The organism is Streptomyces sp. NPDC085927 (assembly GCF_044540975.1).
Lineage (GTDB): Bacteria > Actinomycetota > Actinomycetes > Streptomycetales > Streptomycetaceae > Streptomyces > Streptomyces hirsutus.
Map to the genome: position 1 here is coordinate 596993 of NZ_JBITSN010000003.1, position 13717 is coordinate 610709.

A 13717-nucleotide genomic window follows, 5' to 3' on the forward strand; every position below is an offset into this window, starting at 1 on the left:
CGGCGCGTCACATCGTGGCGCCCGCCATGGCACGGCAGGACTCGGCACAGCGGCGACAGGTCTCCGCGCAGCGCATCATCTGTGCGTCGTCCGGCATGGACATGCACGCCTCGGCGCACAGGTCGCAGGCCTGGGCGCACATCGCGCACATCTCGGCGGCCAGCGGCGAGCGGCGCATCATCATGTCGGCGCACATGCGGGTCATGTCGGCGCAGTCCATGAGGGCTCCCATGACCTGCGCGGGGGCCTGGCCGCCCATCCGCAGGCAGGAGCTCATGGTCTCCTCGCAGGTGCTGTGGCAGGCCATGCAGGCCTGGACGCAGTCCTGCATCTCCTTGCTCATGGGGGTCGCGGCGGCAGACTGCTGGGTCATGATTCCTCCCAGGGGAACAACGGGGACCGCGGACCGGCCTCCGTCCTTCAGTCCTACGCCCCTTGTTCCATGACCACCACAGGGCGAACGATCTCTGCCCCGACCTGCACGTTCCATGGGAAACGGAGCCTCGTCACCGGCGGGTTCAGCCGCAGTGGAAGTAGCCCGAGGAGGGAACGTGGTCCTGGATGATGTTGTTGCCGTTCAGGTTCCACACGTCGGTCTCGACGGCGATGCAGCGGTTCTTCCCGTTGAACTTGTAGTTCGCGTAGTACAGGTAGGAGCCGTCGTCCTCGCCGACGTAGCCGTCGGTGTTCGTCCAGGCCTGCACCGCGATGCGGGACTTGACCCCGTAGTACGAGCCGCGCTTCACCGCCGCGACACAGTTGTAGGTGCCGTCCCAGAACAGGTACGTCGTGGCGTACGTGGTTCCGTTGTAGGTGTTGTTCCAGCTGTCGATCTGAGAACCGTTGCAGCCGTACGTGGCGGCGCTCGCGGCGGGGGCGGTGGCCAGGGAGAAACCGGCCGTGCCCGCCAGGATGGCCGCTATCGACGTGATGTTCCTGACGGTCCTGTTCCTGAACTTCACTGTGCCTCTTCTCGGTGGGGGGACTACTGCGCGCAGCGATCCCATCACCGGATTTCCGCAAGATCATTGGCCTGATGTGTTCATGTCCGATAATGGATCACGAATGGCCGGTACCTTGCGGTACCGGCCCGCCACCCGTGCCGGAACTCCGGTCAGGACCAGGTGTAGTTCGGGTTGACCTCCATGCAGGCGGAGTCGTCCGCCCCGTTGAGGGCCTCGGCCGACTCGGGGGTCGTGTCGTCCTGTTCGGGCGCCTCGTACGCCGTCCCCTCGCGCCAGTCGGCGCCGACGACGAGCGTGACCCCGGACACGTCGGTGGACTGCCGTACCGAACTCTCCGGAACGCCCAGCGACTCGGCGACCCGCAGGGCGTCACCCTTCAGGTCGGCGCTCGGGTAGCGCACCAGTGTCAGCTGCTCGCTCAGGGAGCCGGCGGTGTCGGCGGTCGCGCCGGTGAACCCCTTCTCCTGAAGCAGCCCGGCCACGGCGCTCGCGCGGCCGGACGTCGCGCCGAGGGTGTCGGTGCGGGTGCCGTTGACGACCTGGACCGCGATCCTGTCGTCGGGGGCGGCCGGTTCGGCCGACACGGCCGGCCTCTCCTCCTTCGCGGCTTCCGCGGCCTGGGCCGGCTTCTCGCCCTTCTCGTCCTTGCCGTCCAGGGCGATGTCCTCGCGGACCAGCCGGAACAGCTGCTCGGCGTCCTCGGTCGGTTCCACGCGGGCCCCCACGTACCGGTTGGGCATCGTGGTCATGGTGATGCGCTCCGGATCCACCCCGCGCAGCTCGTTGCTGAGGTCGTACAGCTTCTTGACGGTGTCGAGGCCGGGGTCGACGGTGAGCGCCCGGGTGGCCTCCTCGGCCAGCCTGCGCAGCTTGTTGGGGTTGCTCAGGTCGGCGTTCTCGCGCAGCTCGCGGGCCAGCGAATTCATGTACATGTGCTGGGCCTTGGCGCGGGCGAGGTCGCTGCCGTCCTCGAAGCCGTAGCGCGTCCGCAGCCACTGCAGGGCCTGCTCGCCCTTGATCGGGTGGGTGCCCTCGGGCAGCTTCAGTCCGGAGCCGTGGCCCTGGCTGTCGCGCGAGAGGATGTTGGCGTCCACGCACACGGGGACGCCGCCGACGGCGTCGGCCATGGCGACCACACCGGCGAAGTCGACCATGATGAAGTGGTCGATGTGGATGCCGGTGAGCTCCTGCCAGGTGGCCACGGTGCAGCCCGGACCGCCGTGCCCGAGGCTCTGGTTGGTCATCGTCCGCCCGTTGCCCGCCTCGTACACCGTCCCGTCCTCGGGGTCGGTGCACTTCGGGATCCGGACGAGGGTGTCGCGGGGCATGCTGATCACGGACATGTTGGTCCGGTCGGCGGACAGGTGCAGCAGCATCTGCACATCGGCCAGCGGTGTCGAGCCGAACGTCTCGCGGGCGCCGCCGAGGTCCTGGTTCTCCTTGCTGTCCCGGGCGTCGGAGCCGATCAGCAGGATGTTCAGCGGGGTCTGCCCGGCGGCGTTCGGTGTGGGCTTGGCGACCTTGCCGTCACCCAGGTTCAGGGGATTCTGCTTGATGTTGCCGTTCAGGTGCCGGTAGTAGACGTAACCGGCCCCGGCCGCGCCGAGGAGGAACAGCGCGAGGACCGCGGCGACCCACTTGAGCATCCGGCGCCGCGGGCGGCGGCCGCCGCCTCCACCGGGGGTGGGCGCGTCACCGCCGGACGCGGGTATATCGCCGTCGTCACCGGCCGCCGCGTTCCCGCCGTCGTCGTCCGGGACGCCGGAGGGGCCGTCGTCCGGGCCCGGGTCACGCCGGTCGTCGCGTAGTGTCTTCCGCGCGGCGCGCTGCGTCACTTCCGTCGCCCTCCCCACCCCTGGTACTCCTCGCCTCATGGAACTGGCCTGTCCTGCTCTTGTTAGACGCACGACAGGCCTGTCAGTTGCCCCAGGAACGCAATTCCACGGCAACAACTTTCGAGGAGCCCCCGGACGCGGCTCGGCCGAGCCTCAGGTCGCGCATTCGACCTTGTCCGCCGTGGACTTCTCCACGTCCAAAGGCCCCGCCGCGGAGCCGTCGAGCGGTGAGCCGGCGCCCGTGAAGTCCTTGCCGAGGGTCAGCGTCATCGCGGGCAGCCCCTGCGAGTTGGTGACGCTCTCGCCGGGCTTCAGTGCCGAACCGGACAGGCCCAGGATGGTGGCGAGGCGGCGGGCCTGGTCGGCCTGGTCGGGCGCGTACTCGAGGGTGGTCCTCTTCAGCGTCCTGGGGGCGTTGCCGGCGTTCTCCGACTTGCTGACGCCCTCCTCCACCTGGAGCCGGCTGAGCATCTGCTGCGCACTGCCCGCCGGGGCGCCGCCGTTGAGGACCTGCACCCGGACCTCGGAGGCCGGTGCCTTGGCGCCCTGCAGGCGGGCGGCGACGGCGGCCTTCTCCTTCTTCTCCCGCTTCTTCTCGACCTCGGTCAGCGACACGTCGCCGGCGATCGCGTCGAACAGCTGCGGCGCCTTGGACTCGTCCACGACGACCGTCGCCTTCACCGTTTCCGCGGGGTTGTCCTTCACCGGCACCGTGGTGAACGAGATGTTCTTCGGCGGCACCTTCTTCAGCTCCAGGGCGACGTCCTTGAGCGTGCTCACGTTGCCGATGCCGGTGTCCACGGTCAGCGCGTTGGTGGCGGCCTCGGCCAGTTTCACCAGTTTGGCGGGGCTGGTGAGGGTGTCGCCGGAGGACATCTTGCGCATCAGCGAGGCCAGGAAGTGCTGCTGCACCTTGATCCGGTCGAGGTCGCCCTCGTTGCCGAAACTGTGCCGGGTCCGGACGAAGGCGAGGGCCTGTTCGCCCGCCACCTTCGACTTGCCCGCGGGCAGCTCCAGCTTCGACTGCTTGTCGTTCACCGCGTGTTCCACGCACACGTCGACGCCGTCGACGGCCGAGGTGAGGGTCTTGACCGCGTTGAAGTCGGCCATCATGAAGTGGTGGGGCCTGATGCCGGTGACCTCCTCCACCGTGCGCATCGTGCAGCCCGGGTCCCGGCCGCCCTCACCGAGGCTCCGGTTGAAGCGGGCGCCCTGCAGCCCCGGGATCACCTTCTCCGTCCCGTCCTCCAGCTTCGTCGGACAGTCGGGGATGTCGACTATCAGGTCGCGCGGGATGCTGAGCGCGGTGGCGTTCGTGCGGTCCTTGGAGACGTGCAGCAGGATCGTGGTGTCGGCATGCCCCACGCTGCCCGCGTCCCCGTAGCCGTCGTTGCCCGAGCCGGTGCGCTTGTCGGTGCCGAGGACGAGGATGTTGAAGGCCTCGTCCTTGCTGAAGTCGCCCGAGCCCGCGTCGCCGATGTCGGTCGTGTTGACGTTGCCCTCGAGATGCTTCAGATAGACGTAGCCGGCCGTGCCGGTGGCGAGCACCACGAACGCCATCGTCCCGCCGGTCCACAGCAGGGCCTTCCTCGCCTTCGGCTTCCGCTGCCCCGACCGGCCCGAGCGCCGTCCGGGCGGCGGCTCGGGAGCGCCGCGCCGCGGCGCCGGGACCTCGCGGCCGGGCGCCCACGCGGGGCCGCCGGGCACGGCACCGTACGGGTGGCCCGTGCCGCCGGGACCGGCGGGGTGGTGCGCGGTGTGCGGGGAGCTCCTGCGGGGGCCGGGTACGGGTGACTGCGGTGCGGAAGGGCCCAGTCGCAGTTCGTATTCACCGGTGGCCGGATTGAGTACCCATTGGTCTGCGGGGTCGACATTGTCCGCCCGCCCACGGCTCTGCGCGTCCACGCTCGTCCGATCCTCCGTCGGGGCCACACGGCACCCTCCCCCCTCCGGAGGGTGTCCGCGCGTACTGGTCACCACCGTGCGCGCGACGCCAGAACGGTCCTCGCGGCCGGGGCACTGGAGCGTTCACACTAACTGCCGACCTGAGCGGGACGGGGCCTCAGTGACGAATTCCTCGTCCACGAAAAGGGGTAAACCGCCCCATTGGGTGGGGAAATGACGTTGTGGAGGCACCGCCTCCACGGGATTCGCGCCGTCCGGGCGCCCCGCACACGGGTTCGTCACGCGCCCCGCAAGGCACCCCGTAACACACCGCACGACGCACCGCACGGCGCGTCGTGCGTCGCGTCACTGCGCGCACTCGACCTTGTCCGCCGTGGACGTGGACTCCTTGATGTCGTCCGGCGCCTTGGACGGAGTGGTGAGGGAGACGCCCGCACCCTTGAAGTCCTCGCCGAGGGTCAGCGTCATCGTGGGCAGCCCCTGGGCGTTGGTGACGCTCTCGCCGGGCTTCATCCCCGAGCCGGACATGCCCAGGATGTCGGCGAGGCGGCGGGCCTGGTCGGCCTGGTCGGGCGCGTACTCGAGGGTGGTCTTCTTGAGCGTCTCGTCGGCGTTGCTGCCGTTCTCCGACTTGCCGACGCCCTCATTGAGCTGGAGCCAGGAGACGGTCTCCTGGGCGCTGCCCGCCGGGGCACCGCCGTTGAGGACCCGCACCCGGACGTCCGAGGCCGGCGCCTTGGCGCCCTTGAGGCGGGCGGCGACGGCGGCCTTCTCCTTCTTCTCCTGCTGCTTGACCTCGGTGAACGACACGTCGTTCTTGATCAGGTCGAATATCTCCGGCGCCTTGGACTCGTCCACGACGACGGTCGCCTTCACCGTTTCCGCGGGGTTGTCCTTCACCGGCAGCGTGATGAACGCCAGGTTCTTGATGTTGAGTTTGCCCAGCTCCAGACCGAGGTCCTTCAGCTTGTTGATGCTGTCCAGCCGGGAGTCGACGGTGAGTGCCTCGGTGCCCGCCTCCGCGAGCTTGACCATCTTCGTCGGGCTGGTGAGCGTGTCACTGGACTTCAACTGCCGCATCAGCGCGCCGAGGAACTGCTGCTGCACCTTGATGCGGTCGAGGTCGCCCTGGTTGCCCCACGCGTGCCGGGTGCGGACGAACGCCAGGGCCTTTTCGCCCTCGATCTTGTGCGTGCCGGCGGGCAGATTGAGCTTGGAGTCCGGATCGTCGACATCCTCGGCGAGACAGACCTTGACCCCGCCGACCGCCGTGGTCAGCGTCTTGACCGCGTTGAAGTCGGCCACCATGAAGTTGTCCGGCGTGATCCCGGTCAGTTCGGTGACCGTCCGCATGGTGCAGCTCGGCGTGCGCTCGCTCTGGCCGAGGCTGGTGTTGAAGCGGCCCCTGGAGCCCGGGATCGTCTTCTCCGTCCCGTCCTCCATCTGCGTGGGGCAGTCGGGGATGTCGACGATGAGGTCGCGCGGGATGCTGAGCGCGGTGGCGTTGGTGCGGTCCTTGGAGACGTGCAGCAGGAGCGTGGTGTCGGCGTGCCCGGCGCTGCCCGTGTCGCCATAACCCTCGTTGCCCGCGCCGGTGCGCTTGTCGGTGCCGATCAGCAGGATGTTGATGGCCTTGTCCTTCTGGAAGCCACCGGTGCTCGCGCCGTCGTCGGAGACCGAGTTGATGTTGTCGTTGAGGTGTTCCAGGTACAGATAGCCGCCCACGGTGGTGGCGAGCACCACGAACGCCATCGTCCCGCCGGTCCACAGCAGGGCCTTCTTCGCCTTCGACTTCTTCTTCACCGGCCGGCGTCCGCGCCGGCCCGCCGACGGCTCCTCGGGAGCGTCCCGGCGCCTGCGTGACGGCCCCTCGCGCTCGGGCGTTCCGCGCTCGGGTGTTCCGCGCTCGGACGCCCTGCGCCCGGCCGGCCGCTCCGCCGTGCGCCCGGGAGCACCGGTACGGCCGCGCGGTGCATCGGTGCCGGTACCGGCGCCGGAGCCTTTGCCCGGACCCGCGCCGCCACCCCGGCCTCCGCCGGAAGAACGCGGTCCACGAGGAGAGGGGACCGGCGACTGCGGTGCGGAATTGTTCAGTCGCAATTCGTAATCGCCGGTGTCCGGATTGAGTACCCACTGGTCTGCGGGGTCGATGTCGTTACCCCGTCCACGGCCTTGCGCGTCCACGGTCGTTTGAATCCTCCGTCGGTGCCACGCGGCGCCTTTCCCCTCCCAGGCGCTCGGTCGGTCACACAGTGCGCGACTGCAGGGTGAATCTCAGGAAAGCGCGCACCGGGAGCGCTCACACTAACGGCACGGAACGGCCTCCGGCGACGCCCGTGGCACATTCCACATCCATACAACTGGGCAATTCGCTCATATCTGTTGACATGACTTCGCAGTCTGGGAGTCACCTGAGAGTCGGCTTTACGCGCAGGCGTCCTCGGCAGCCGTGTTCCCGGAGAACGTCGGTGTGGGAGAAGCGGGTTCGGGCGCTCCCCCCGACTGTCCCCCGGATTCGTTCCGAGTGACGTTCTCGTCACTCTTCGTGTTTCCGCCGTCCGAATTCCCGGTCGGAGTGGCGGACTCGGATTCCGTGACGGAACCCTGTGCCGTGCTCTGTGCGACCGTGACCGGCGCGTCCCTGCGCAGCCGGTCGAACAGTTCCTCTGCCGCGGGCTGTGAAAGCTGGTCCCGATCGGCGTCGTTCCCGTACGGCTCCCGGGGCACGGTGAGGAATTGCACATGCTCCGCGGGGATGCCGCGGAGTCCGCGGACGAGCTCGTACAAACCCCGCAGATTCGCCAGTTTCGGGTCGGTCGTCAACGCCGAAGTGGCCGCGTTCAGAACGGGATACAGCTTGGCCGGATTCAACAGAACGTCATTGCCGCTCACCTTGCTGAGGAGCGCTCCGAGGAAGCGCTGCTGGCGTTCCATACGGTGCGTGTCGCTGCCGTCACCGAGAGACTTGCGGGCGCGGACATAGCCGAGGGCCTGTTCCCCGTTCAGTGCCACCCGGCCCGCGGGCAGCTTCAGTTCGGCCGCCTTGTCGTCAATGGGCTCGCGCAGACACACCTCGACGCCGTCGACCGCCTCGACCATCTCCTTGAAACCGTGGAAGTCCACGACGATGTGATGGTCCACGCGAATGCCGGTGAGTTTCTCCACGGTACGGATGGCGCAGGCAGAACCGCCCTGCTGGAATGCCTGGTTGAACACCGTGAACACGGGCTCGGCGCGGGTGCCGTCCCGGCGCAGGCAGCCCGGCACGTCCACCATCAGGTCCCGGGGCAGGGACACCGCGGTGGCACTGCCCCGGCCCGCCGGCAGATGCAGCAGGATCACGGTGTCGGACCGTTCCGTCCCCGGGTCCCGGCCGTAGCGGCCGTTCTCGTCCCCGGACCGAGAGTCCGAGCCGATCAGCAGGATGTTCCGGGCGTCCTCGGCCAGCGCCGTGGGCCGTTCCCTCCCGAACCGGGCGAGCTCGGCCGCGGCCGCCTCGTCCGCGGTGATGTTCCGGTCGAGCTTCGCGTACGCCGCCCACCCGGCCCCCGCGGCCACCACGAGCAGTGCCGCGGGGGGGGGGGGGGGCCCGCCCCCGCCCCCCCCCCCCCCCCCCCCCGCCCCCCCCCCCCCCCGCCCCCCCCCCCCCGCCCCCCCCGCGGGGGGCCGGGCCCCCCCCCCGGGGGGGGGGCGCCCCCCCCCGGGGCCCCCCCCCCCGCGGCAGCCCCGCCCCGCTCGCCGAGGCGCCCGCCCCCGGCCCGAGGGTGCCCCCGCCCGCGGGGGGCACGGGGGGTGCGCCTGCGGTGTCGCTCATGACCGGTCCGCCCCCTCATGGCGTACGTGACGGCTTGCGGCGGCACACGGAACCGCGGGACGGCGTACGGAAGTACGGGACGGCGTACGGGCATACAGACCGTACGGGCGCTGGGGTGTGCCGCTGATACGACGATGACCCGGATGCGCGGCGGCGGCGGGTGCTGCTGAGCCGAACGGGGGAGGGGATGTGCCGGACGGGGGACGGCCCGGCGGGTGCGGTTCGGGCGACCGGTCCGGGCCCGGTCCGGTTCCGGTCCCGCTTCCGCCGGGCGTGGGTGTGGGGGAGTGGTGGGACGGGCAGGCCGTCAGCGGGCGATGACGGTGACCCGTTCGCTCTCGACCCGCTGGTCCAGGGCGTCGTCCCCGAGCCGGTCCAGGTTCCGGCACAGCACCACCGAACCGCCGGTCGCCAGCGGCCCGTACAGGCCTGCGTGCAGCCCCTCCCAGGTGTCGTACGACAGCCCCGAAAGAATGCGCGAGGCCGGTCCGGTCAGCCCGAGCTCCGTCGCCTCCGCGCGGGCCCGCTGCACCACCTCGGCGCCGCTGAACTCCCGGCCCGCCACGATCAGGGCCGGCGCCTCGGGGTCCACCGGCACATACGGTGCGAACCGGTCGCCCTGCCCCGGGACCTCCACGGCGTAGTCGGCGAAGCCCTCCGGAGGCTGCGGGAACCGTCCGCCGAGCGGCCTGAGGGCCAGCGCGATCCGCGCGCCCGAGCAGGCCCGCGCGGTCTCCAGCGCGTCCGGCCCGCTCACCACGACATCGGCCGCCGCCGGGTCGCCGGACATGTCCGCGACCACGCCCACCGAGGCGCACGCCAGCAGCCACACGGCCGTCTGCCAGTGCGCGGGCAGCAGCAGCGCCACGCGGTCACCGGGCTCGACGGCCAGTTCGTCCTGCAGCAGGTTCGCGGTCTTGGCCACCCAATTGGCGAAGGTGGCCACGGACAATTCGACGCGTTCGCCCGTGGCGTCGTCGTAGAAGGTCACCAGGGGGCGTCCCGGGTCCGCGGCGAGCGTGGAACCCAGCAGGTCGGCGGGGGTGCGGTCGGTGGCGTTCACCCGCGCAAGCGTACGCGGACACGGCCGCGCGCACCGGGTGCCCGGGGCACCGGTTCGGGGGAACGGATCCCGACAGCCCGTCAATTCCCCGATGGACAGATTTGTATGACTATGTCCAAGCTCAGGGGCATGCGTAGAACTCTTGTTTCCTCCATCGGTGTCACCTGTGCGGCCGCACTCGCCCTCCCCTTCGCCCCGTCCGCCGTCGCGGCGGCCGCGGGCCCGGGTGGGACGGCGCCGGCGGTCACCCGCGCAGCGGTGACGACCGGGTCCAGTACCCCCGGCAGCACCCAGTCACTGCCCCTGCGGCCCCTCGAGCCCGACCGCGCCACCGGCGCCGCCGTGTTCGGCCTCGCCCCGCAGTCCGTACGGCCCTTCTCCCTCGTCGGCGTCGTCTGGGACGACCCCGCCGCCGAACTCCACGGACAGGTCCAGGTCCGCGCCCGCGCGGCGGACACCGGCGTCTGGTCCGGCTGGCAGGACGTCGAGACCCACAACGCCGACCACGCGGCCGACCCCGAGACCGCGGAACGCACCTCGGGCCGGGTCCGCGGCGCCACCGCACCGCTGTGGGTGGGCGCGTCGGACGGTGTGGAGATCCGGGTCCGGGCGGAAAGCGGACCCGGCCCGGAGCCGGAGCCGAAGGCCGGCTCCGAGTCCGCCGGTTCCACCGCCGGGAAAGGCGCAGAGGAGTCCACCCCGCTGCTGCCGTCCGGAATGCGCCTCGAACTCGTCGACCCTGGGGAGGACGTTCCGCCCCAGGACACCCCGCCCGAGGACGGCGCCGAGAGCCCCGACCAGAGCACCGGCGAAAGCCCTGATCAGAACTCCGGCCAGAACTCCGGCCAGAACCCCGCCGACGGCTCCGCGGGCACCCCGGTGGACGCCCCTCGTACCGGTGTGATGAGCGCCGAGGCGACCGCCGCCTCCGCCGCCAACGCCCCGCTCGTCCCCCTGGGCGCCGCCGAGATCCCGGCGCTGACCCGGGCGGAGACCGAGGAGGAGTACCACGTCCTGCGCGGCACCGAGGCGGCCGGGCAGGGGGCGAACACCGGCGGGCAGCCGCAGGCGAAGCCGTACATCGGCCCGCGCCCCGGCATCGTCACGCGCGGCGGGTGGGGTGCGGACGAGAGCCTGCGGGAGCAGAGCTTCGTGTACACCGACAAGGTGAGCGCGGCCTTCGTGCACCACACCGCCTCCGGCAACAACTACACGTGCGCGCAGGCTCCTTCGGTCATCCGCAGTATTTACCGCTACCACACGGGAAGCATGGGCTGGCGGGACATCGGCTACAACTTCCTCGTCGACAAGTGCGGCAAGATCTACGAGGGTCGTGCCGGGGGAGTGGCCAACCCGGTGATGGGCGCCCACACTCTGGGGTTCAACAGCAACACCATGGGCGTGGCGGTTCTCGGCACCTTCGACTCCACGAAACCGCCGGCCGCCGCGGTGACCGGCGTCGCCCAGCTCACCGCGTGGAAGCTCGGGCTGCACGGCATGGATCCGAGCGCGAAGACATACCTGACGTCCGGTGGTGGCAATCTCTACAAAAAAGGCACGAAGGTACGACTGAACGTGATCTCCGGTCACCGGGACGGGTTCAACACCGTGTGCCCAGGGGGGAAGCTCTACGAAAAGCTCGGCACCGCCCGTTCCGCAGCAGCCGGTTACCAGGGCCGCTGAGAGCGGCGGGCCGCCGGGCCCGCGTTCCTTCCTGCCGGAGACACCGCCGTCGAAACCGCTGTGCGACGGTCTGCATACACTGGCCGGCCGAAAGACAGTTCGGCCGGTCCCGGCAGGAAGCAGAGACGACAGGTGACAGAAGCGATTCTCCTGGTCGGCGGCAAGGGCACACGGTTGCGCCCGCTCACGGTGCACACCCCGAAGCCCATGGTCCGGGCGGCCGGGGTGCCCTTCCTCACGCACCAACTGGCGAGAGCCAGAGCGGCCGGCGTCGAGCACATCGTCCTGGCCACGTCCTACCTGGCCGAGGTCTTCGAACCGTACTTCGGCGACGGCTCGTCGCTGGGACTGCACATCGAGTACGTGACGGAGGAGGAGCCCCTCGGCACGGGCGGCGCCATCCGCAACGTCGCCTCCCGGCTGCACTCCGGCCCGGACGAACCGGTGCTGATCTTCAACGGCGACATCCTCACGGGCCTGGACATCCGGGCGCTGGTGCGCACCCATCGGACGACGGGCGCGGACGTCTCGCTGCACCTGACGAAGGTGACCGACCCCAGGGCGTACGGCCTGGTCCCCACCGACGACACGGGCCGCGTCCTGGCGTTCCTGGAGAAGCCCCAGACCCCCGAGGAGATCGTCACCGACCAGATCAACGCGGGGGCGTACGTCTTCCGCCGCTCGGTCATCGACACGATCCCGACGGGCCGGCCGGTGTCGGTGGAGCGGGAGACGTTCCCGGGCCTGCTGTCGGCCGGGGCCCACCTCCAGGGCCTGGTCGACTCCACGTACTGGCTGGACCTCGGCACCCCGGCGGCCTTCGTGCGGGGCTCCGCGGACCTGGTGCTGGGCCGTGCCCCGTCCCCGGCGGTCCCGGGGCGCTGCGGCGACCGGCTGGTCCTGCCGACGGCGAGAGTGGCACCGGACGCCAAGCTGGCGGGCGGGACCGTGGTGGGCGAGGGCGCGTTCGTGGCGGAGGGCGCGCGCGTCTTCGGCAGCACGATCCTGCCGGGTGCGGTCATCGAACCCGGCGCGGTCGTCACCGACTCGCTGATCGGCACGCGCGCGCGGGTGGGGGAGCGGTCGGTCCTCACCGGGACGGTGATAGGCGACGGCGCGGTCGTCGGCGCCCGCAACGAACTCCGGGACGGGGTCAGGGTCTGGTGCGACGCGCGGATCCCGGCGGGGTCGGTGCGGTTCTCCTCGGACGAGTGACCGAGCGGAACCGGGCCGCGTACAGGCCAGGCGCGGGCCCGGACGGCTGAGGGCCCGGGCGGCTGAGGGGCACGGGTGGCTGGAGGGCTCCGGTCTCACAGCCGCCCGACGTCCCAGCGCGGCATCTTCGGCGCCCGCCGGGCCGGCGTTCTGCCGCTCAGCAGGATCAGCCGGGCCGCCCGGTGCCGCTGACCGGCATACGGCTCCAGCAGGTCCAGCATCGCCGCGTCGTCCGCGTACCGGTCCCCGGCCAGCGCCCACCCCACGATGCCCGGCAGGTGCAGGTCTCCCGTGGTCACCTCGTCCGGCGCGCCGTGACTGCGCTGCACCGTCTCCGCCGATGTCCACGGCCCGATGCCCGGCACCAGCTCCAGCCGCGCCCGCGCCGCCGCCGGAGCCATCCCGGCCGCCTCCTCCAGCCGCGCCGCGACCCGCACCGCCCGCAGCACCGTGGACGCCCGCTTGTCGTCGACACCGGCCCGGTGCCACTCCCAGGAGGGGATCAGTGCCCAGGTCCGGGGCGACGGCATGACCGCCATCCGCTCGGGCGCGGGCCCGGGGGCCGGCTCCCCGTACTTCCGTACCAGCAGCCGCCACGCCCGGTACGCCTCACCGGTGGTGACCTTCTGCTCCAGGACCGACGGGATCAACGACTCCAGCACCAGCCCGGTCCGGGCCAGCCGCAGTCCCGGCCGTCGGTGCCGGGTGAGCGCCAGCAGTTTGTGCCGGGGGACGAACGCCGCCGGGTCGTCGGCGGCGCCGAGCAGGTCCGGCAGCCGGTCCAGGAACCATCCGGCCCCCGCTCCCCACGCCTCGCCCCGTACTTCGCCGCCGTGCCACGTCACCCGCAGCGTCCCCGGCCCGGCGGGCGTCAGGCTCGTCCGCCACACGGAACCGTCCGGCAGCGCGCGGAACGTCGGGTCCCCGGAGCCGCGCCGCAGCGGTCCGAGGACCAGCCCGAGGTCCAGCGGCCCCTCCGGCACCCACGTCCGGACCGACGGCGGGGCGGCCGGGGCCGGTGCCTGCCGCGGCATCCCCGCCGGGTCGGCGGCCCGCCCGTCCCGCACGGTCGTACGAGCGGAGTGGGAAGCGGGCCGGGGGGTGGGCCGGGGAGCGAAACGTCCTGCCACGGAGGGGTCCAGGGGAGAGAGGCGGAGGTAGGGAGTGCCGCGGAGGCAGCGAGTGCCGCGGAGGCAGTGGGGGAAGGCGCGGCTCCTACGAGGGTAGGCGCCCCGCG

At 71.3% G+C, this 13717-nt stretch carries 10 protein-coding genes; 2 read left to right on the forward strand and 8 right to left on the reverse strand.

The features are described 5' to 3' along the window. Positions 1–7: 7 nt before the first annotated feature. The 7 genes from ACIF80_RS11740 to ACIF80_RS11770 all read right to left on the reverse strand — a co-directional run bounded on the left by ACIF80_RS11740 (position 8) and on the right by ACIF80_RS11770 (position 9582). Positions 8–373, reverse strand: a complete 366-nt coding sequence (locus ACIF80_RS11740; RefSeq protein WP_399802518.1) for a four-helix bundle copper-binding protein — start codon at positions 371–373, stop codon at positions 8–10. A 145-nt stretch (positions 374–518) separates the two neighbouring features. Beyond that, positions 519–962 (reverse strand): hypothetical protein, encoded by a 444-nt coding sequence (locus ACIF80_RS11745; protein ID WP_399802521.1) that lies wholly within the window; start codon positions 960–962, stop codon positions 519–521. 152 nt (positions 963–1114) lie between these two features. Then, positions 1115–2800: an LCP family protein gene (locus ACIF80_RS11750; RefSeq protein ID WP_399802524.1), complete on the reverse strand. Its 1686-nt coding sequence runs from the start codon at positions 2798–2800 to the stop codon at positions 1115–1117. 153 nt (positions 2801–2953) lie between these two features. Further along, entirely contained in the window at positions 2954–4705 is a 1752-nt protein-coding gene (locus ACIF80_RS11755; protein WP_399802527.1) for an LCP family protein, read from the reverse strand. A gap of 345 nt (positions 4706–5050) precedes the next feature. Beyond that, positions 5051–6889, reverse strand: a complete 1839-nt coding sequence (locus ACIF80_RS11760) for an LCP family protein (protein WP_399802530.1) — start codon at positions 6887–6889, stop codon at positions 5051–5053. Between the two features lie 240 nt (positions 6890–7129). Then, a complete protein-coding gene (locus tag ACIF80_RS11765) occupies positions 7130–8272 on the reverse strand; it encodes an LCP family protein (RefSeq protein ID WP_399802663.1) in 1143 nt (380 codons plus the stop codon). Between the two features lie 554 nt (positions 8273–8826). Beyond that, positions 8827–9582 carry a TIGR03089 family protein gene (locus ACIF80_RS11770; protein ID WP_399802532.1) on the reverse strand — a complete coding sequence of 252 codons (756 nt, stop codon included), beginning with the start codon at positions 9580–9582 and terminating at the stop codon, positions 8827–8829. 129 nt (positions 9583–9711) lie between these two features. Between ACIF80_RS11770 and ACIF80_RS11775 the strand changes: the two genes are divergently transcribed. Both ACIF80_RS11775 and ACIF80_RS11780 read left to right on the forward strand, forming a co-directional pair. Continuing rightward, on the forward strand, positions 9712–11265 hold the full coding sequence (locus tag ACIF80_RS11775) for an N-acetylmuramoyl-L-alanine amidase (protein ID WP_399802535.1): 1554 nt from the start codon (positions 9712–9714) through the stop codon (positions 11263–11265). 132 nt (positions 11266–11397) lie between these two features. Beyond that, positions 11398–12480 carry a sugar phosphate nucleotidyltransferase gene (locus ACIF80_RS11780; protein WP_399802538.1) on the forward strand — a complete coding sequence of 361 codons (1083 nt, stop codon included), beginning with the start codon at positions 11398–11400 and terminating at the stop codon, positions 12478–12480. A gap of 95 nt (positions 12481–12575) precedes the next feature. On the opposite strand, the gene ACIF80_RS11785 is transcribed toward ACIF80_RS11780, so the two are convergent. Then, a complete protein-coding gene (locus ACIF80_RS11785) occupies positions 12576–13610 on the reverse strand; it encodes a DNA-3-methyladenine glycosylase family protein (protein WP_399802541.1) in 1035 nt (344 codons plus the stop codon). Between the last annotated feature and the right edge of the window lie 107 nt (positions 13611–13717).

Bases quoted from the DNA above. Each gene is read 5' to 3' on its own strand.
- ACIF80_RS11740 (WP_399802518.1), bottom strand. From the start codon at position 373: ATGACCCAGCAGTCTGCCGCCGCGACCCCCATGAGCAAGGAGATGCAG.
- ACIF80_RS11775 (WP_399802535.1), top strand. From the start codon at position 9,712: ATGCGTAGAACTCTTGTTTCCTCCATCGGTGTCACCTGTGCGGCCGCA.